This is a genomic window from Lyngbya sp. PCC 8106 (assembly GCF_000169095.1).
In the GTDB taxonomy this organism is placed as follows: Bacteria; Cyanobacteriota; Cyanobacteriia; order Cyanobacteriales; family Microcoleaceae; genus Capilliphycus.
The window spans coordinates 142,254-162,393 of record NZ_AAVU01000007.1; the positions used below are offsets into that span (position 1 = coordinate 142,254).

The following is a 20,140-nucleotide window of genomic DNA, read 5'->3' on the forward strand; positions in this document are numbered from 1 at the left end:
TTAGAAGTTTTAGTTATAGTAGAATTAGAAAATAATCAGATGTAGTCTGTCCAAATTAAAACAGATTAGATCTCATCACATTATTGATGGTAAATTTTCTATATAAAGGTATAAAAAAAAATTATTAGATCCATCAGTTTTTGATTTGAAACCTTTGAATAAAACTACCTTTTTTGCTTTTTGTCAGGGAACAATCACACCAGGAAATTTAAGATGACTTCATTAACCACAGAAACAGAAAAAATCGATAAAGGAAATATTGTCGTTGTCGATGATACACCAGATAACTTGCGCTTGTTGGGTAACATTCTCAGAAAAGAAGGATATAAGGTTCGATTAATTCCGAATGGAGAGTTAGCTTTATCCGGGATTGAGTTATTACGACCTGATCTAATTTTACTCGATATAATGATGCCGGAGATGAACGGTTATGAGGTGTGTCAACACTTAAAAGCAAGAGAACACAGCCGGGATGTTCCGGTGATTTTTATTAGCGCGATTGATGAGGTTTCAGATAAAGTGAAAGCCTTTGAAGCCGGAGGAGTTGATTATATTACGAAGCCGTTTCAAGTTCAAGAGGTATTAGTCCGAGTCGAAACTCATCTAAAGATTCATTTTCTGCAAAAGAATTTACTCGAAAAAAATCAAGAGTTAGAAGTTACCCTCGAACAACTCAAAGCCACTCAAAATCAACTGGTTCAGTCAGAAAAAATGGCAGCACTGGGACAATTGGTTGCCGGAATTGCCCATGAAATTAATACTCCTTTGGGGGCGATTCGTTCTTCTATCGAGAATATTACCACCTTTTTTAATGATAATTTAGAACATCTACCCGAAGTTCTCCGAACGTTAACTCCAAAAGCACAGCAAGATTTATTTGCCCTCTGTCAGCAGTCTTTACAACAAACAACAGGCTATTCTAACAAAGAAAAACGTCAAGCTAAACGGGCTTTGAGCCGTCAGTTAGAAGCGGATCAGATTGCCAATGCAGATACGATTGCGGATACACTTGTTGATCTCGGAATCATGGAAGGTTCATCATCGATTTTATCATTTTTACACGATAAAGAGGGCAATAAAGTGCTAGATTTAGCCTATCAAATTACCAGTGTTCAAAAAAGTGCTAACACGATTAAAACCGCGACAGACCGAGCCGCAAAGGTTGTATTTGCCTTAAAAACTTATGCCCGATATGATCATTTTGGAAATCTTGTTGAAGCCAATATTATTGAGGGAATCGAAACGGTATTAACGCTGTATCAAAATCAGATCAAGCAAGGGATCGAAGTAATCCGAAACTATCCTGATTCTATGCCTTCGATTTTATGTTATCCTGATGAGCTAAATCAAGTGTGGACAAATCTAGTTCATAATGCCTTACAAGCGATGAATTATCAAGGGACGTTAACCATTGATGTTATCTATGAAAGCCAGAACCTAGTGATTCATATTACTGACAGTGGTGATGGAATTCCCCCGGAAATTCAATCCAAAATTTTTGATCCTTTCTTTACTACAAAACCCGCAGGTCAAGGAAGTGGTTTGGGTTTAGACATCGTTCAAAAAATCATTGCAAAACATCAAGGTAAAATCGAGGTAAAATCGGTTCCGAGTGAAACCATATTTACCGTCTGTTTACCCATTCAGAGTTAATCACAATATCTATATTTATGATTGAACGAATTGCATGGTATCCTATGATCTGTAATGTGCTTTTCGAGATGAAGTGCTTGCTATTCTCTGTTTGAATTGAGTTGCGCTCCTAGATTAAAATCCTAATTCTACTGAGGTTAGCTATAATGTCTAAGCCCGTTATTTTATGTGTCGATGATGAATCTGTCGTTTTAGATAGTTTAAAAATTCAGCTCAAAAATGCTTTTCGAGATGCTTATAGCTATGAAATGGCGGAAAGTTCTGATGAAGCTTGGGAAATTTTAGAAGAACTTTGTGAGGATAATAGTCATGTTCTCGTCATTGTTTCTGATTGGTTAATGCCGGGAATGAAAGGGGATGAATTTTTAATCAAAGTACATCAAAGATTCCCCAAAATTTTAAAGATCATGCTGACGGGACAAGCAGATATAGAAGCTGTAGAAAAGGCAATAGAACAAGCTAGTTTGTATCGATGTTTATCGAAGCCTTGGAACAGTGAAGAACTAATTACCACGATTAAATCAGGGTTAACTAACTATCAATCTTCTCAAAACTATGAGCAAACCAGTGGTGATTTGTGTTGATGACGAACCAACTATTTTAGACAGCTTAAAAGTTGAACTTAGAAAAGCCTTAGAAAATCAATGTATTATTGAAGTAGCTGAAGGGGGAGAAGAAGCGCTAGAACTTTTAGATGAACTTGAGGAAGAAAACTCAGAGATTGCTGTTGTGTTATCCGATTATTTAATGCCGGGAATGAAAGGTGATGAGCTACTCAAACTTATTCATCAAAGATTCCCGAAAACTTTAAATATATTGCTCACAGGACAAGCAGATTTACCCGCTCTGGGGAATGCAATCAAATATGCAAAACTCTATCGATATATTGCTAAACCTTGGCAACCGGAGGATTTAAGACTAACTGTAGTTGAGGCAGTTAACAGTTATGTTCAAGAGAAAAAACTCCAAGAACAAAACCTAAAACTACAACAAATGAATCAGGAGTTACAGCGATTAGCGGGAGAATTACAACAAGCAAATCGAGAACTTCAACGTTTGGCTGTGACTGATAGTTTAACTCAATTGGCAAATCGTCGTCAATTTGATGAATATTTAATCCATGAATGGCTAAGAATGTTGCGAGAACAGCAATTTTTATCGGTAATTTTATGTGATGTAGACTTTTTTAAAAATTACAACGATAAATATGGTCATCCCGCCGGAGATAATTGTTTAAGAAAGGTTGCTAAAGCCATTTGTCAACAAGTTCAGCGCCCTGGAGATTTAGCCGCTCGCTATGGTGGAGAAGAATTTGTGATTATCCTTCCTAATACTCAAGCCGAAGGTGCGATTAATGTTGCCGAAGGCATTCGCCAGGCTATAAAATCCCTTAATATTCCCCATTCTCAATCTAAAATTGCAGATTGTATTACAGTAAGTTCGGGAGTGGCGAGTGTCGTTCCTCAAGCAAATGATTCACCCTCTAACTTGATTGCAACGGCGGATACTGCTCTCTACGAAGCCAAAAAAAAGGGCCGAGATTGTGTGATTTATAAACCCTTTTCTGACTGTTATGATTTTGATAATCTATTCTAAATAATTGAGTCTAATCCTTTAGACTGATGTTAAGTATTCTAATTGAATGCTAACATGACGCTCCTCCAGCGTTTGTTTAAATAAATCCGTAGTTAAGGCTTGCTCAATCGGCCAAACTCCGGGTTGATTGAGTTGATTGGTGAGTAGAAGTTGAGCCACACTTCCGGTTCCTATTCCCGCTGCAATGGCTGTATTTTCATGGGTGAGAGTTGAACAACATTCAACCCGTTTTTGGTCTTTGTAACCCTGAGTTGATGACCGAACAGCTACTCCAATTCCACTAAAATAATCGGTGAATGTTGTCATCGCATAACTCACCTGAGAGAGAAATTCAATCACTGCGGTCTGTTGTAACCAACTTGACGGCCATTGATGAGCAACCATTTGAGTTAAATAATTATAAAAATCGGGAAAAGTGCCGAATTTAGTGACGACTGTTTTAACATCAAAAGATTGAGCCAGAGTAAAACATTCCGGCATATCAAACCAATAGACCCCTAGTTTACCATAGGGTGCTGGAAATTCAATTTCTTCGCGATCGCTATAGGGTTTAACCTGTTGCCATTTTCCCTCTTTCCAGACCTCAAAGGGACGCTGTAACCCCAGAAAAGTCGTTCGCATCACGGTAATTCCCGCCCCACCGGAACCCCCAACAACATAACTCAAATGAATATTTTCAACTTGATCTAACTGTTCAACACAAAGACGAACTAAACTATTAGAAATCCCCGGAAAAATACCCGTATTAATCACTGCCGTTATGCCTTTTTCTTGAGCTTGATGGTGATAATTTAAAGCCTGGATTGTAAAGCTGCGATTATCACTCACATCAATATAATTCACTCCCGCATCAATACACAGTTTCAGAACTGTTGCATCCCGATAGTGAAATGGCCCGGCACAATGAATCACTAAATCAACGGACGAAATTGCAGCTTTTAATGAATCGCGTTCAGCTAACTCTAACTCTAAAAACTGCATTCTCGGATCAAGAGGCAGCTGAGATTGTATAGCTTTCCGACCCGTTACAATAATCTCAACCTCTGGGATAAAATGAATAATATCTTGAGCAACACAACTCCCAACTCGTCCTCGTCCTCCTAAAATTAAAACTCGCTTTTTCATCATGTTATTGATTGTCTATTGTTGGCATTAAACAAAAAATGTTTGATTGAATCTGGGTTTAAGTAAAAGCAGTTAAAATTGCCCTTGCTGTTTGAATATTAGTCGCACAAATCACCTGAGAAGCATCACACAATCTTAAAATAGCATCTATAGACGCTCGGTTAGGTCTACGAGCTAAGGGATCTCTAAAACAAACCACAGCTTTAATATTACCTAAGATAATTTGTGCGCCAATCGTATCTGATCCCCCAACTAACACATTAGAATTAATCACCTGTTTCACATTCAGATTAATATTCTGCTGCAAACTTTGAGCCACCCATTCTGGTGCAAAAATAGGTATATTGTACAAGATATCTATTTCCTTTTGTACCCAGTCTAGCAAATCTGACATTTTCGTTTCATCTGCCATCAGAATCATATATTTGCGATGCGCTTGAATTCCACTGTTGCGAATGTTCTCAACGGCGGATTGGGTAATACGATGAACGAGTTTAACGGCTAAATAAGGATGTTTGAGTTTGAGATTTTCAATATCATCAAAAGTCATAATCGCAATTTGACCATCACTCGCCGCAATAAAATCAGCTTGGCGATCAACTGACTCCAGCAGCGCCATTTCTCCTAAAAAGTCTCCCGCAACTCGGCTTGGGTTGTCAACTTGATGATCATCTATAATACTAATTTCTCCACTGAGAAGTAATCCAAAAGAAGTATCACGTCCAGTTTTGGGCATGATCTCTTGTAAGTCAAAAAACTTATGAATGGAAAAATATTCACAGATCAGTTCGATTTCTTCCGAGTAAAAATCCTTGAAAGTCTCTAAATTGTGAAATAAGTCCGCTTTCTCAGACATAAAGTCAGAACCCCAAGAGTATATTAGGAGAAAAATGATCACAGTCTACTTTTGGTCAAATCAGGAAGGCTTGACCAACGGTCACAGCAGGAAGGCTTGACTCGTCGGGAAATACAAAAACTCAAATGTTGAGAGCCAGATTCTTCAGAAACTCAACTGAAGATTTGAGAATTGAAAATTTCCCTCGATGAATCTGACCTCAATCTGCGCGTCAAAAATCCCCAACTACAACTTATAATTAAATCAATATAATAACTGAATCGCACATCTATTCCCAAATTTGATGAGTCTATCACAACTGATTGCATTTGAACCGATTGCGGCGATCGCTACAACTCCCAACGCCAGCCAACGACTGCAACCCTTGTGTCAGACTGCCGATGTGACGCTCTATGTCCCTCAATCTTTGGGCAATATTCCCAGAACCCAAGTTTACCCTGACTCTCTACGACAACTCCTCCCGCAACTGTGGTCAAGTCATCGCGCCATTGTCTTCTGTTTGGCGTTAGGCGCCGTTGTCCGTCTGATTGCCCCTTTATTACAACACAAATCCACTGATCCGGCGATTATCGTAGTTGATGAAACGGGTCAATTTGTGATTAGTGTCTGTAGTGGTCATATTGGTGGCGGCGATCAGCTGGCCCAACTGGTCGCCCGTATACTGGGAGCAACTCCGATTTTAACCGGATCAGCCAACGCTTTGAATCTCCCCGGAATTGATGTTTTAGGGACTCCTTTTGGCTGGAAACGCGGTAGCGGAGACTGGACAGGGGTGAGCGCTGCCATTGCCCAACAAAAAACGGTACAAGTCCAGCAAGAAGCGGGTTCCACGCTTTGGCAACACCATCTCCCCGCAACTCATTCTTTTGAATTTACCTCAACTCAAACCCCCCAAGCCCAAATCTGGATTAGCCCGAAACAGCGACAACTCTCAACTGAAGATTTACCTCAAGTTCAGTGGCATCCGCGAGTGTTGTGGGTGGGTGTCGGTTGTGAACGCAATACCCCCAAAGCGGTGATTGAAAGGGCAATTTTAGAAGTCCTACAAGCCCATCAACTGGCAGAAGAAGCCGTTGCCGGAATTGCCACAATCGATCTCAAAGCTGATGAAACTGGATTGGTGGAACTTTGTCAAGAGCGTCACTGGCCGTTACAGACATTCAGCGCTGAAATTTTGCGTCAGGTGACGGTGCCGACGCCTTCGGAGATTGTTCAGTCTGAGGTGGGAACGCCCAGTGTTGCTGAAGCTGCCGCCTTACAAGCCGCCCAAGTTCAACCGTTACTCGTGTCTAAACAGATTTATCGTTCTCACAGGCCCCAACCCTCGGAAGCCGAAAGAATCGGTCAGGCGGTAACGGTGGCCATTGCGATCGCCCAACAGGAATATACCGGACGAGACGGACAATTATTGCTTGTGGGTATAGGCCCCGGTCAACTCAACCAAATGACTCCTGCCGCTCAAACTGCCGTAACTCAAGCCGATGTAGTGATTGGGTATTCGTTGTATTTAGATTTAATTACACCACTTTTGCGATCGGGGCAAATTGTTGAGTCCTATCCCATTACCCAGGAACGTCAACGGGCTGAACGGGCGATTGGGTTGGCCCAATGGGGTCTAACGGTGGCGGTAGTGTCTTCGGGAGATTGTGGGATTTATGGGATGGCGGGGTTGGTGTTTGAACAGCTTCGCGCCCAAGGTTGGCAAGGTGAAACGCCTCGAGTGCAAGTGTTTCCGGGGATTAGTGCGTTGCAAGCGGCGGCTTCTCGGGTTGGGGCGCCATTGATGCACGATTTTTGTGCAATTAGTTTGAGTGATTTGTTGACGCCTTGGGAGATGATTGAAAAGCGCTTAAAAGCCGCAGCGATGGCTGATTTTGTTTGTGCTTTATATAATCCGCGATCGCGCAGTCGTACAGAACAATTATCTCAGGCTCAGGCGATTTTTTTACAGTTTCGTTCTCCTCAAACTCCTGTGGCTTTAGTGCGTTCAGCCTATCGAGACGATGAACACATTACCTTGACTACCTTAGAGAAATTAGGGGAAGTTTCGGTTGATATGTTAACAACGGTTTTGATTGGTAATCAAAGTACAACTTTTCACCACAATTGGATGATTACACCCCGAGGGTATCTGGGATTTACTTAATAAAATTTCAACTTTAGTGAGTGAATAAAATACAAGTTAAAGTAGAGCTATTCATACTTTACTCTTGTTCAAATGATAGAAATTTTCAAGTCTGCCTAAAATGTATATGAGCGAAAATATTGAGTCTAACGGGACTCCAGCTTTAGAACAAATTCTGAATCAATCTCCACTCATTGTTACTCCAGAAACTTGTATAACAGATGTGTTGACTTTGCTCAATCAATCTCAGGAAGCAGATTGTGTTTTAGTCGTGGAAGCCCAACAGCTTGTGGGAATCTTCACCACTAGCGATGGAGTCAGACAAATCGTTGAGGGGAGTCTTCAAAAAATTCCGATTAAGAAGGTAATGACTCAGCCCGTGATTACACTCGATGAGAGTGAATATCGAGATATTTTCCAAGTTTTATCTTTGTTAAAGCAGCATCAAATTTATCACCTTCCCATTATCTCTAGAGAAGGAAAACTGCAAGGTTTGATTACACAAGACCGTTTACTTCAATCCTTTGCTGCCGTTGATTTGTCTAGTCAGGTTCAATCCCTACAGCAAAAAATATCTCGGATACAGTTAGAAAAAAAGGGAATATTACAACAGCAAAATCAACAACTAGAACAGCAAGTTCAGGAACGAACAGCCGCTTTAAATCAACAAATTGATTTGGATCGCATCTTAATTAATATTGCTGATAACATTCGGCGTTCTCTTAATCTCGGTCAAATTCTGAATACGACTGTCACCGAAATTAAACAGTTACTCCAGGTTGATCGAGTTGTAATTTATCGCTTTAATCCCGACTGGAGTGGGGTAATTATTGCTGAATCTGTAGGGGCTGGATGGCTGTCAATTTTAGGAACATTTATTGACGATTCTTGCTTTGCTCCCAACTGGGTTAAATCCTATCACAACGGTAAAATACGAGTCATTTCTGATATTTATACAGCCGAAATGTCATCCTGTCATCGCGAGTTACTCGAAGCACTACAGGTTCGGGCTAAAGTTCTGGTTCCAATTCTATTAAATTCTCCTGAACATTCCTCCAGGGAATGTTTTTTATGGGGATTACTGATCGCTCATAACTGTGGCGAACCTCGGCACTGGCTACAGCATGAAATTCAGTTATTAGAAAAATTGGCAGTACAAATTTCAATGGCGATTCAACAATCTGAACTTTATCATCAATTAGAAGTTTTGGCAACTCAGCGAACACTTAAATTAATTGAAATAAACAGTCAGTTATACCAAGAAATTAAAGAGCGTCGTCGAATTGAAAATACTCTCGAAAAGAGCAATGATCTTTTGCAAGCGATCAGTGAAGTACAATCTCAATTTATTGCAAATGCCGAGTCAAGAATTTTATTTGATTTTCTCCTCGAAAATTTTTTGAATCTGACCGAAAGTGAATACGGTTTTATTGGGGAGATTCTCTATACTAAAAAAGGAGAGCCTTACCTCAATAAAAGTTATGTCAAAATCAAAGGGAAACCCGAGCTAAAAAATTACAAAATCACCAACAATTCTTGGGAGCAAGAAACCTACAGTTGGGATGAAAAAACGGATCAGAAAGGGATGGGGTTTTACACTCTAAAAACTCTATTTAGATCGGTGATGACAAGGGGTGAACCCGTGATTGCTAATGATATCAAAAATGACTCCATCATAGGAGAAACACCAGAGGATTATCTACCCTTGAATGCTTTTTTAGGAATTCCATTTTTTAGCCCCTCTCAAAAGTTAGTGGGAATCGTTGGAATTGCCAACTGTCCAAAGGGTTATGACGAAGCATTAATTCAATATTTACAGCCCTTTTTAGCCACCTGTGCCAATATTATAGAAGCCCATCGTAGTAATCGTCGTAGTAAAGAAGCGGAAAAAGAGTTGCGAGAAAGTGAAGCGAGATCTCGCCTTTTTACTGACATCACGCTCAAGATTAGGGAATCTTTACAACTCAATGAAATTTTACAAGCGACGGTAACAGAAATTCAGAAAATTTTAGAGGTTGAACGAATCTTAATTTATCAAGTCTTTGCCAACGGTACGGGTCGTGTGGTCTTTGAAGAAGTTCAACCGGGATGGACTTCCATTCTTAATATTGATTTTCCAGAAGATGTTTTTCCCCTAGAGCATCAACAGACCTATTACAACGGACAAGCAAAAGCAATTTCTGATGTCAATCAAGCTTATAGTGAAATCACACCTTGTCTACTGGATTTTGCAGAAACATGGCAGATCAAAGCTAAGTTAATTGTACCAATATTACAGGACAATAATCTTTGGGGATTTATGATTGCTCATCACTGTTCAGCACCTAGAGATTGGAAACAATTTGAGATCGAACTCCTACAACAAATTACAATTCAACTGGGGGTTGCTCTGGCTCATGCAAAACTCCTCGAACGTGAAAAAGAACTAAATGAACTCAAGTCACGTTTTATCTCAATGGCTTCTCATGAATTTCGGACTCCTTTGACTTGGATTGCTTCTTCTGCGGGAATTTTAGAAGATTATGGTGATCGCCTTCAGTCTGAAAAGAAACAAAAACATTTCGCTCGGATTCAATCTTCGGTTCAGTATATGACTCAACTCTTGAATGATGTGCTAACCATTAGTCGTTCAGAAGTTTATCAGCTAGAATGTAATCCAATATCTTTTGAACTGGTTGAATTTTGTTCGGATTTAGTTGAAGAATTACAAACTTCAACTCACCAACACCAGATTATTTTTAGGGCTTTTTATGCAGATAATCCTCGAGATGAAATTAAGCTAATTCCAGTTTTTCTCGATGATAAATTGTTACGGCAAATTCTCACCAACTTATTGACAAACGCGATTAAATATTCACCCAAAGCTGAATCGATTAACTTCGAGATCATTCGTCAAGAGCAAGAAGTGATCTTCAAAATTCAAGATTCTGGGATTGGAATTCCACTTGCAGATCAATCTAGAATCTTTCAGTCTTTTCATCGAGCCAACAATGTTGATACCATTGCAGGTACAGGTTTAGGGCTGGCGATTGTCAAGAACTGTGTTGAGGTTCAAGGTGGTGAAATTACCTTTTCTAGTCGGCTTGGGAAAGGTACAATATTTCAAGTTAAACTTCCTCGAATTCTTCCTCACATGATAGAACAATCATCGTGATTTTCTAGAGTTTAATGTTATTAAAGTAGATGAAAACATCTGTTATGACACCTATTACAATACATCAATTTATGCTAAGTATTAAAATCTGTAAATATAATTGATGATTCATTATGAAATATGATAAACTATCAACAACTAGAGATTGATTTTCCTCCTAATGATTAAGATTTTAGTAATTGAAGATGACAAGCAAGTACAAGAAAATATTCAAGTCATTTTAGAACTCGAAGATTTTGATGTGATTGTAGCTAGAGATGGTCAATCCGGTCTTGAAAAAGCGATCGCAAGCTCACCCGATTTGATTCTTTGTGACATCATGATGCCACAGATGGATGGATTTGAAGTTTTATCTGCTTTACAATCCATAGAAGCAACAAGTAATATTCCTTTCATTTTTTTAACGGCTAAATCGGATCGAGATGATTTACGTCAAGGAATGGAATTAGGAGCAGATGATTATTTGACAAAACCTTTTACACCGAAAGAATTACTCAAGGCAATTCAAATTCGTCTTGATAAAAAAGAAAAATATCAACAAAAATATACTCAAACAATTCAAGAGATTTCAGAACAAGTTGAACATCAGCTTCATTATGATCAAGTCACAGAGTTACCCAATCGCCTCTCCCTACGAGAACAATTTAACCAGAGATTAGCTCAAAGTCAATTTATAGCAAGTAATACTCAAATGTTGCCTATATTTTGCTTGAGTTTAGACCGCTTCAATCAAATTCAAAAAAACTTGGGATATAACTTCAGCGATCAATTACTCAAGGCTTTTGTTGAGCGAGTAAAAAAAAGTTTAGATCCAAAAATTTTTCTAGCTTATCTGGGTTCTAATGAATTTGCAATGATTCTACCCATTGTTGAGTATAAAACATTTATTTTTGATCTCGCTAATCACATCAAGACTCAACTCAATCAGCCCTTTACAGTCAATAATCAAGAGGTTTTTCTCTCGGTGAGTATTGGAATAGCTCTTTATGAAAAAGATGCTCAAGACATTGAAAAAATCCTTCAAAAAGCAAAGAAAGCGATGTATAAAGTTCAGGAAAATGGAGGAAATGACTGTGAGTTTTACAGTTGGGTTCTTGATGTGCATACCTCTCGACGACAGAGACTAGAAAATGATCTTCACTATGCAATTGAGCGGGGAGAACTATCAGTTCACTATCAACCTCAAGTCAGCCTAAAAACGGGAAAGATCATCGGTTGTGAAGCTTTGGCTCGTTGGTCACATCCGACTTATAATATGATTGCACCGGATGTTTTTATTCCAATTGCTGAAGAAATTGGTTTAATTGATAAAATTGGAGAATGGGTTTTAGATCAAGCCTGTAAAGAACTAAAAAAATGGCAATCTTGTGGATTTTTGAGTTTTAAAATGGCTGTTAATATTTCGGTTTGTCAATTAAATAAAGCTAATTTTCGCCAAAAATCAATTAATACTTTATTAGCCAGTAATATTCTACCTAAATATATAGAGTTTGAGTTAACCGAAAGTTGTCTGGTACAAGATTTAGTGATGGCAAAACAAAAAATTGAAGCTTTAAATTCTTTGGATATTAGAGTTTCTATAGATGATTTTGGGACAGGTTATTCATCGCTAAAATCTTTACAAAATTTGCCTTTCAATACCTTAAAAATAGATCGATCTTTCATTCAAGATGTTGATAGTAATCCGAGTAATTCTGCAATTACCAGTAATTTAATTAAAATTGCACATAGTTTAGGTTTAAAAGTCGTTGCGGAAGGAGTAGAAACAGCCGGAGAACTTAATTTTCTAAAACAGCATCAATGTGATGCGATTCAAGGCTTTATTTTCAGTTATCCTCTCCCCGCTTCTGAAATGACAAACTTACTCAGAGAAGGAAAATGCTTAAAAATTCAGGAACCACTGGAATAAATTCCTGAAAAAAGTTAGATGAAAATATTGAGTTTAAAAACAATAAAATCTCAGGTGAGAAGATTTTTGAGTTGATTAATCAGAAAAGCGTTAAATTTCCTGACTATTGGGATCAAAGACTTTCCCAATCAAACTAGAAACCAAGGATAAAACAATCGAACCAAACAACGCCGGGAAAAATCCTGCAACTGTAAATCCGGGTGTAAAATATCCAACCAAGCCCAGGGAAATGGCATTAACTACCAGTAAAAAGAAACCCAAAGTTAGTAAAGTTAAGGGAAGTGTAAACAAAATCAAAATCGGTTTAACAATCGCATTAACTAACCCCATAATCACGACACCAATTGCTGCGGCTTGCCAACTCGCAATAGTTAACCCCGGTACGATAAAAGCAGTAATCCAAAGGGAAATGGCTGATAATAGCCACGTTAGAAAGAAATTCAGCATAGCCAGCTTAACCCTATCAGTACCTTATAATTTTAGCAAATTAACCGATTTTTTAGGCTTCTGTATCCGCAAGTCGGTATGCTGGAATGAGAGATTCCATTTGAATAGGAGATTTAAAGATGATTCGAGGATTGATCACTTTTCTGGCGACGCTGTTGTTGTTCTGTTGGCCTTTAACGGCACTCGCGGATAATCCATCCGGTTTGTTTTTTAATCATAGCCTCTTGCAAGGACGAGATTTTTCCGATCAATCTCTCCCTGCGGCGGAGTTTGCTAACTCAAATTTAGAGTCGGCTAACTTTGATCATTCTCAATTAGTGGGATCAGTTTTTAGTAAGGCGATGATGAAAAATGCCAATATGCGAGGTGCAGATTTGACTTACGCCATGCTGGATCAAGTCGATTTTAGTAATGCTGATTTGAGTAATTCTATCTTTACAGAAGTCTTATTTTTTGGTTCAACTTTTAAGGACACTAAAATCACAGGTGCAGATTTTACGGATGCTCTTTTGGATGGAGAACAGCTTCGACAATTGTGTATAACTGCTAGCGGAGTGAACCCCAAAACTGGAGTTTCTACGCGATATTCTTTAGGGTGTCGTTGATTTTTTTTCGGGATTGGAGTTGATAGCCTTGACCATTTTTTAGGCTGTTTTTCAACCAGGATTACACCCTAAATTTAGCTATAACTCCAATCTTTATTAAAAAAATTATAGTCATCCTCAATCCGAGTCAAAAAAAGAAAACCCATTTAAAAATTAAAGACTAGGTTTATGATTCTCGATCCAATGTTGATCAATCCCCGCAGATAAAGCCCCAAACGTTTCAGCTAATACACTGATCACTCGATAACAAGCGATCGCACTGAGTAAAAGTCCAGAGGGAAAATGGGATTCTAAAAGGGCAAGCGTTGTCGCTTCAAACACACCCAAACCTCCCGGCGCACCGGGAACGACTAAACCTAGTAACCAACCTAAACTATAAGCACTAATTAACAATGGAATTTGCTGAGGAGTAAACGGCATCAATGCTAAAGCAGTTAATAAAAACCCAATTCCTCGCAAGCTGACAAATCCTAATTCTCCTAAAAAAGGTCGCAAAGGATAACGTTCTAACTGATAGAAGAATGCTGAGGGACTCTCAGAAGAAGTCACTTTCCACTTGATTTTTCTCAAGTGATTAACAACAGGATTTAAAATCAGAGGATGAACACCAGTCAATACCACAACCAAGCAAAGAATCTGCAAACCCCAGTATTTTTGTTGAGCGGTAATTAAAGCGATCGCTAATGCCGCAGATGCCATTAAAAGCGGTTCCAGTAAAACGCTGAGTGTAGCTGGCCCCAGAGAAACACCTGCCTTATTCACTTCTGTAATACGACCATAAAAATGCCAGATATTTCCTGGTAAATACTTAGCAATATTCGTTTTAAGATAAATATGTAATCCGCAGCGTTGTTTGATAGTTTGATTAAACTCTCGTAAAATCAATAACCACACCCATGCTGCCCAAATATGAGCCGTTGTCGTTACGACAAAAGCTATTGTTAGACAAAGCCATCCCGTACTCGTAATCTGGATTTCCGCGATTTCTTGCCAGTTTGTTTTTAAGGTATGAATCAGGAAAAAGGCTGTTAATCCCAGAATTAACCAACGGAGATAAGGTTTGAGGATGGATATAAATTTTTTCATGTGGTTTTTACTAAAATCAACAGAGGGGCTAGTTTTCAAGGCTTTTAAAATCATTAAAACTACATCAACACTTAGACAGTAGATTGAAACAGTTTAGATAGTGGGAACATCAATAAAAGTTGTAATACGCCGGGTTTAGTCCAACTTTTCAGAAGAAGTTTTTTAAATTAAATCTTCCGATGAGAAGCTGGGTCAAGCCACCGACTGATAACTGCTAACAACTCTGCCTGCACCCCGTAACTGCCGATAGTATCCCTGAGCAACTCTATCTCCCTGATCTGATATAACGTCAATTTCAATGCCATTTCGACCTTTTTCAGGGCTAGAACTGTGAATGTAACGTCCTTCTCCTAGATATAATCCGACGTGAGTTGCTTTAGTCGGAGTTCCAAAAAATATTAGATCTCCAATGTGTAAACAAGATAGCATGAGCTGAGTTTTGTCAAGATCAATCTTTTGGGTGAAAGCCTCCTGTTGGTAAGCATCGCGAGGCAACCATATTCCCTGGGATGCAAAAGCAGCTTGCATCAAACCAGAACAGTCATAATTTGGCCCCACTGTTCCTCCCCATAAATAATAATTGGGTGTGTTCATTTTTTCATAAGTAAAGTCAATAACAGCCGATAATTTGGATTGGATCTCAGCTAAACTGATCGGTTGAGGTTGATAGGGAGTTGTAGCGCATTCAATTTGATCGACATCAGTACGCGCCAACCAACCCGGATAATCATCTTCACACAGTTGAACCTGAATGGCTTTGCAGTCGAGACAAGGGTTTAAATCTCGGTGACTGACTCGCAAATGTCTTCGGGCGGCAGCTTGGGTCGCCAACGCTTGGCAGTCTGCCGAATCATACAGATTCAGATTCGCGGTGCAACGATACTCTACAATGTCCGATAATGGGTCAATAATCATGGGTTGGTCGTGATCGTTTGGTCTGGAGACATCCGGGGTGAATTGTGTACAATCGCCAATCATACGTTAAAAAAACAGATATCTTTAGGTCAGAAAATATAACAAACTTTAGTCACTACCCAATTTTTGATTCTGATTCCTTATTCTTTATCCTCTGCTATGACGTTTTTTAATTTAGACGAACAACTCGAAAACTTGGGCAAAGGCATTATAGAGGCAACTTGCGCCCAATTTCCAGCACTTGCACCGGATCAAATTGCCATGACTTGGGTGGTCTATGATCCTCCCATTCCCGTTAACACAGGGGGGGCATTAACTCCGGAAGAATTTTGGAAGTATACCGTTCGGGGATTTGCCTATCGCGGGATTGAACGCATCTATCCGGCGAGTGTCGTCAAGTTGTTTTACTTGGTGGCTTTGTACGAATGGATGGAAAAAGGCATGATTGCGATTTCTGCCGAGTTAGAGCGGGCAACACGAGATATGATCGTAGACTCGAGTAATGATGCTACTAGCCTGGTCGTCGATATGTTAACTGGAACAACCAGCGGCCCTGAGTTGGCACCTGGCCCCGATGAGACTTGGAAAGCCCAACGAAATCTGATTAACCGTTACTTTCAATCTCTCCATTGGCCGGAACTTAAATCGATTAATGTTAATCAAAAAACTTGGTGTGATGGGGCCTATGGTCGAGAACGAGAATTCTTGGGAGAATTGATGGAAAATCGCAATATGTTGACCACAAATGCCACCGCCCGGTTATTACATAGTATTGTCGGTGGGATTGCCGCTTCTCCTCAAGCTTCTCAAGCGATGATGAAGTTGATGAAACGGAGTCTTGATCCGGCTGAGTTAGCAGAAGATCCAGAAAACCAAGTTAGTGAATTTTTAGGGAGTGGTTTACCTTTAAATACTAAACTTTGGTCAAAAGCTGGACATACCAGTCAAGTTCGTCACGATGCGGCTTACATCGAAATTCCCGGTTTATATCCTTATTTACTTGTAGTCTTTACAGAAGGCAAAAGCCAAAGTCGCAATACTGAACTCTTACCTTTTGTGTCTAAACAAGTTTTAGAAGCAATGAAAACTGTTTGTTCAACAAAAAAGTAAAACCACTCCACTCGGGTTTTAAAAGTTAGTCGGATCATTCATAAAAGCCTGATTGAGAAAACAACAAAATGACAAGATTATAATCTATTGATATTTTAACAACTCCAACCTCAATTACTCAGTCCCTTTTTTGAGTGACAATGCGACATTTAAAACGTTCTTTTTTGAGTCTAATTTCGAGTCTCGTCTCTGTGACGGCGATCGCCACAACCGCCCTCTCTACACCACCTCCGACACCCGATCAAGAAGTCGCTTGTGATATTTTAGTCGTTGGGGGAGGGTTAGCTGGATCAGCCACCGCCTATGAAGCCCTACTCGCTGGACGAACTGTCTGTATGACCGAAATTACGGACTGGGTTGGCGGTCAAATTTCTTCTCAAGGAACCTCAGCCCTTGATGAACGGGCGACACAGCGATCGCTACTTTATTTCCCTCGGGGTTATCTAGAATTACGAAAACGAATTGAAGAAAAATATGGTCGATTAAATCCTGGGGCTTGTTGGGTAAGTCAAGCTTGTTTTATGCCCTACGACGGTGATAAAATCCTATTTAATATGTTACAAGATGCCGCCAAAAAAGGCAAGGGTAATTTGAAATGGTTTCCGTCTACTGTTGTTAAAGAGATTGAAGTTACAGACGGTTTAATTACCAACGTTACCGCCATTCAACACGAACCCGCACCAGGAACACCGCCCCTCAATACAGAACCTTTATCCCAAATTATAGAAGATGCTTACAGTTACGAAGATTCTCCCCGTTTAGATAAAACAATTATTCGTTTTAATCCCCCCAGTCCCCCCTTAGAAAGTGAAAATCCACCCTTGGAAAAGGGGGCTAAATGGTATGTAATTGAAGCGACAGAAACGGGAGAAATATTAGGTTTAACAGACGTTCCTTATCGGTTGGGAGTTGATGAAAGAACACCCTTTGAACCGACATCTTCCAGTGTATCCGGTGCGCCCTATTGTACGCAAGGATTTACCTACACCTTTGCGATGGAAGCCACCGCAGAACCCCAACCCCACAAACTTCCCTCATTCTATCAACAATATGCACCCTATTACAGTTATGAATTAGAACGATTAGCTAACTTTAATCTCGTTTATACTTATCGCCGCATTCATAGTATGAACCCCGACGAACAACTTCCCGGAAATGTCCGAGAATGGCCGATTTATCCCGGTGATATTTCCATGCAAAACTGGACATGGGGAAATGATTATCGCCCCGGAAGTGCTGAAGATAATTTTATTTTCACTCGCAACCAACTACAAGCAATGGGTCAGTTAGAACCCGGAGACTGGAAAGGAGGATTGAGAACAGAAACCCTAGAAAGAGGCGAAGAAAATGCCATCGGTTATTTTTATTGGTTAGTCGTCGGAACTACAGATTCTCAACTGGGAGAAGGCGTTAAAAAACCTCATCCAAACCATCGTTATGTCACCGGGTTAGACTCGCCGATGGGAACAGTTCACGGGTTGTCAAAATATCCCTATATTCGCGAAGGTAGACGAGTGATTGGTCGTCCGAGTTGGGGTTTTCCAGAAGGGTTTGAAATTACAGAAATTGATATTTCTCGGAATGATTTTCGCAAGGAATTTTATCAAGAGAATTTATCTTCAGAAGATTATCAGGCGTTGTGGACGGGGTTAGCCGGGTTAGAACTTCCAGCGTTATTAAGTGGAATGCAAACAGTTGAAGAAACAAATCCCAAATCACGGGCGACTATTTATCCCGATACTGTGGGAATTGGTCACTATGCAATTGATTTTCATCCCTGTCTAACTAAAACCCCCCCAGAGGCGCCGGGAAACACAGAAAGAGAAGGCGAAAGACTCGGACAGGGGGCGGCTTATCCCTTTCAAATTCCCTTGCGGGCGATGATTCCTCAAGAGATTGATAACTTATTAGTTGTGGGGAAAAGTATTGCAACCAGTCATATTGCAGCAGCAGCTTATCGGGTTCATTCGTTTGAATGGTCTTCGGGAGTTGCGGCTGGAATTACCGCAGATTTTGCCTTAAAAACAGGGATTAAGCCTTATGAATTAGTTGATGATTTACCGTTGCAAGAACCCCAGTTAGAAGTGTTAAAAAAGAGAATTCAAGAAACAGGTAATCAAATTTATTTCCCGGAAACCTCTATTTTTAACAATTCTTGGGAAGATTGGAAATAAAGACTGTTTGTGATTGGATAGCGTTCTCTCTAGAGGGCTACATCTTCTTCTCCTTTGGTAATTTCTACAGTTGACTTTTGATAAAATAGTGCAATCCCAAAAGACAACGGCCCAACTCTACCAATATACATTAAAATAATCACAGCGAGCTTTCCCAATGCGGTTAAATCTGAGGTTATTCCTCGGGATAAACCCACCGTTCCTAAAGCAGATGCGGCTTCAAAAATTATATCTTCAAAGGCTTGATTTTGAAAGATGAACAATAGACTACACCCAAACAAAAAGGCAATAATATAAAATACCCATGCGGAAAAGGCAGTAAATAATCTTTCTTGGGGAATTTTTCTACCGAAAATACTAATAGAATTGTGACCTCGTAATGAACTCCACATCACCGCTAAAGCTGCAAAGACTGATGTTGATTTTAAACCTCCTCCAGTTCCAGAAGGAGATGCTCCCACAATCATAAGAATTAGGGTTAAGAAAATCCCGATCGCACTCAGCGTACCGATAGGATGAGTATTGAATCCTACAGTGGTTAAAGCTGTCATCGCTTGAAACCAGGCTGCGAGTAAATGTTCTCCCAAAGGTAAAGTTTGCAGGGATTTATCAAATAAAAAAAGCAGTAAAAAACCTACAACGATAAACCAAGCCGTTACCCACAAAATAATACGAGTTGTTAAAGTTGTGCGGCGATTGCGTTTTGTTAAACCTTGCCAAATATCTGATGCAACTAAGAAGCCAATTGCGCCTAAAATACTCAGTATACTAATGATTAAGTTAATTCCAAAATTGTTTCTAAAATCCTCTAAACTATTGGGAAAAATACTAAATCCAGCCGTACAAAAAGCTGAAATTGAGTGAAACGTTGCCGCCCAAAATGGATTGTCAACATTGGCTGATTTAAAACAGATATAGAGTGAAATGATTCCGGCAACTTCTACCAGTAGAGTAAAGATTACAGTATGCTGAATAAATTCTTTCAAGCTGAATCCCTGGGGTAAAGAAAAAACGGCATTTCCAATTCGTTGACGCAAATAGGATAAAGAGTTCTTGCTAGCAATCAAAACAAACGAACCCAAGGTCATGTAACCTAACCCACCCACTTGAAAGGCTGACATAATCACTAATTCTCCAAAAAAGCTGTAAGCTTCAGGAGTATTAACCGTGACTAATCCTGTTGTACTAACGGCTGATGTGGCGATAAACAAATTATCTAAAGGAGAAATCGCTTCGGCTTCCCAACTAATCGGTAAACAAAGAAGTAGCCATGCAATCAAGATATACAATCCGTACCCAAATAAAAGTAGTCGAACAGGATTATGATGAGCAAATCTATTCAGTAAACGCTGAAGAGAAGATGGTTTCATGAAAAACTAGAATTT

At 39.6% G+C, this 20,140-nt stretch carries 15 protein-coding genes; 9 read left to right on the top strand and 6 right to left on the bottom strand.

Features of this window, described 5'->3' with window-relative positions:
* Positions 1-213: 213 nt before the first annotated feature.
* From L8106_RS07075 to L8106_RS07085, 3 genes are all read left to right on the top strand, one after another.
* On the top strand, positions 214-1,653 hold the full coding sequence (locus tag L8106_RS07075; RefSeq protein WP_009783560.1) for a response regulator: 1,440 nt from the start codon (positions 214-216) through the stop codon (positions 1,651-1,653).
* A gap of 146 nt (positions 1,654-1,799) precedes the next feature.
* Positions 1,800-2,237 carry a response regulator gene (locus L8106_RS07080; RefSeq protein WP_009783561.1) on the top strand — a complete coding sequence of 146 codons (438 nt, stop codon included), beginning with the start codon at positions 1,800-1,802 and terminating at the stop codon, positions 2,235-2,237.
* Positions 2,209-3,249, top strand: a complete 1,041-nt coding sequence (locus L8106_RS07085; RefSeq protein WP_009783562.1) for a diguanylate cyclase domain-containing protein — start codon at positions 2,209-2,211, stop codon at positions 3,247-3,249. Before L8106_RS07080 ends, L8106_RS07085 begins: the two co-directional genes overlap by 29 nt.
* Before the next feature lie 18 nt (positions 3,250-3,267).
* On the opposite strand, the gene L8106_RS07090 is transcribed toward L8106_RS07085, so the two are convergent.
* Positions 3,268-4,374, bottom strand: a complete 1,107-nt coding sequence (locus L8106_RS07090) for a saccharopine dehydrogenase family protein (protein WP_039895643.1) — start codon at positions 4,372-4,374, stop codon at positions 3,268-3,270.
* A gap of 58 nt (positions 4,375-4,432) precedes the next feature.
* Entirely contained in the window at positions 4,433-5,230 is a 798-nt protein-coding gene (locus L8106_RS07095; protein ID WP_009783564.1) for a hypothetical protein, read from the bottom strand.
* A 283-nt stretch (positions 5,231-5,513) separates the two neighbouring features.
* Here L8106_RS07095 and cobJ point away from each other — a divergent pair, with 283 nt between their 5' ends.
* From cobJ to L8106_RS07110, 3 genes are all read left to right on the top strand, one after another.
* Positions 5,514-7,376, top strand: coding sequence for a precorrin-3B C(17)-methyltransferase (gene cobJ, locus L8106_RS07100; RefSeq protein ID WP_009783565.1), 1,863 nt, complete (start codon positions 5,514-5,516; stop codon positions 7,374-7,376).
* Positions 7,377-7,482: 106 nt separating this feature from the next.
* A complete protein-coding gene (locus L8106_RS07105) occupies positions 7,483-10,509 on the top strand; it encodes a GAF domain-containing protein (protein WP_009783566.1) in 3,027 nt (1,008 codons plus the stop codon).
* A 160-nt stretch (positions 10,510-10,669) separates the two neighbouring features.
* The gene (locus L8106_RS07110; RefSeq protein ID WP_009783567.1) at positions 10,670-12,418 is read left to right on the top strand and encodes an EAL domain-containing response regulator; all 1,749 of its coding nucleotides are present in this window, start codon (positions 10,670-10,672) and stop codon (positions 12,416-12,418) included.
* Between the two features lie 90 nt (positions 12,419-12,508).
* Here L8106_RS07110 and L8106_RS07115 read toward each other — a convergent pair whose 3' ends face one another.
* Complete coding sequence (locus L8106_RS07115; RefSeq protein ID WP_009783568.1) at positions 12,509-12,865, bottom strand: phage holin family protein; 357 nt, start codon at positions 12,863-12,865, stop codon at positions 12,509-12,511.
* A gap of 119 nt (positions 12,866-12,984) precedes the next feature.
* Between L8106_RS07115 and L8106_RS07120 the strand changes: the two genes are divergently transcribed.
* Positions 12,985-13,470: a pentapeptide repeat-containing protein gene (locus tag L8106_RS07120; RefSeq protein ID WP_009783569.1), complete on the top strand. Its 486-nt coding sequence runs from the start codon at positions 12,985-12,987 to the stop codon at positions 13,468-13,470.
* A gap of 153 nt (positions 13,471-13,623) precedes the next feature.
* Here L8106_RS07120 and L8106_RS07125 read toward each other — a convergent pair whose 3' ends face one another.
* Positions 13,624-14,556, bottom strand: a complete 933-nt coding sequence (locus tag L8106_RS07125; protein ID WP_039895673.1) for a lysylphosphatidylglycerol synthase domain-containing protein — start codon at positions 14,554-14,556, stop codon at positions 13,624-13,626.
* 192 nt (positions 14,557-14,748) lie between these two features.
* Positions 14,749-15,471: a C40 family peptidase gene (locus L8106_RS07130; RefSeq protein ID WP_039895674.1), complete on the bottom strand. Its 723-nt coding sequence runs from the start codon at positions 15,469-15,471 to the stop codon at positions 14,749-14,751.
* Between the two features lie 159 nt (positions 15,472-15,630).
* On the opposite strand from L8106_RS07130, the gene L8106_RS07135 reads away from it, so the two are divergent.
* Both L8106_RS07135 and L8106_RS07140 read left to right on the top strand, forming a co-directional pair.
* Positions 15,631-16,581 (top strand): serine hydrolase, encoded by a 951-nt coding sequence (locus tag L8106_RS07135; protein ID WP_039895675.1) that lies wholly within the window; start codon positions 15,631-15,633, stop codon positions 16,579-16,581.
* Positions 16,582-16,721: 140 nt separating this feature from the next.
* Positions 16,722-18,755: an FAD-dependent oxidoreductase gene (locus L8106_RS07140; protein ID WP_009783573.1), complete on the top strand. Its 2,034-nt coding sequence runs from the start codon at positions 16,722-16,724 to the stop codon at positions 18,753-18,755.
* Between the two features lie 29 nt (positions 18,756-18,784).
* Here the strand turns inward: L8106_RS07140 and L8106_RS07145 are convergent, their stop codons facing one another.
* Positions 18,785-20,125, bottom strand: coding sequence for a TrkH family potassium uptake protein (locus tag L8106_RS07145; RefSeq protein WP_009783574.1), 1,341 nt, complete (start codon positions 20,123-20,125; stop codon positions 18,785-18,787).
* Positions 20,126-20,140: the final 15 nt, after the last annotated feature.

Bases quoted from the DNA above. Each gene is read 5' to 3' on its own strand.
- L8106_RS07075 (WP_009783560.1), top strand. From the start codon at position 214: ATGACTTCATTAACCACAGAAACAGAAAAAATCGATAAAGGAAATATT.
- L8106_RS07080 (WP_009783561.1), top strand. From the start codon at position 1,800: ATGTCTAAGCCCGTTATTTTATGTGTCGATGATGAATCTGTCGTTTTA.
- L8106_RS07085 (WP_009783562.1), top strand. From the start codon at position 2,209: ATGAGCAAACCAGTGGTGATTTGTGTTGATGACGAACCAACTATTTTA.
- L8106_RS07090 (WP_039895643.1), bottom strand. From the start codon at position 4,374: ATGAAAAAGCGAGTTTTAATTTTAGGAGGACGAGGACGAGTTGGGAGT.
- L8106_RS07095 (WP_009783564.1), bottom strand. From the start codon at position 5,230: ATGTCTGAGAAAGCGGACTTATTTCACAATTTAGAGACTTTCAAGGAT.
- cobJ (WP_009783565.1), top strand. From the start codon at position 5,514: ATGAGTCTATCACAACTGATTGCATTTGAACCGATTGCGGCGATCGCT.
- L8106_RS07105 (WP_009783566.1), top strand. From the start codon at position 7,483: ATGAGCGAAAATATTGAGTCTAACGGGACTCCAGCTTTAGAACAAATT.
- L8106_RS07110 (WP_009783567.1), top strand. From the start codon at position 10,670: ATGATTAAGATTTTAGTAATTGAAGATGACAAGCAAGTACAAGAAAAT.
- L8106_RS07115 (WP_009783568.1), bottom strand. From the start codon at position 12,865: ATGCTGAATTTCTTTCTAACGTGGCTATTATCAGCCATTTCCCTTTGG.
- L8106_RS07120 (WP_009783569.1), top strand. From the start codon at position 12,985: ATGATTCGAGGATTGATCACTTTTCTGGCGACGCTGTTGTTGTTCTGT.
- L8106_RS07125 (WP_039895673.1), bottom strand. From the start codon at position 14,556: ATGAAAAAATTTATATCCATCCTCAAACCTTATCTCCGTTGGTTAATT.
- L8106_RS07130 (WP_039895674.1), bottom strand. From the start codon at position 15,471: ATGATTATTGACCCATTATCGGACATTGTAGAGTATCGTTGCACCGCG.
- L8106_RS07135 (WP_039895675.1), top strand. From the start codon at position 15,631: ATGACGTTTTTTAATTTAGACGAACAACTCGAAAACTTGGGCAAAGGC.
- L8106_RS07140 (WP_009783573.1), top strand. From the start codon at position 16,722: ATGCGACATTTAAAACGTTCTTTTTTGAGTCTAATTTCGAGTCTCGTC.
- L8106_RS07145 (WP_009783574.1), bottom strand. From the start codon at position 20,125: ATGAAACCATCTTCTCTTCAGCGTTTACTGAATAGATTTGCTCATCAT.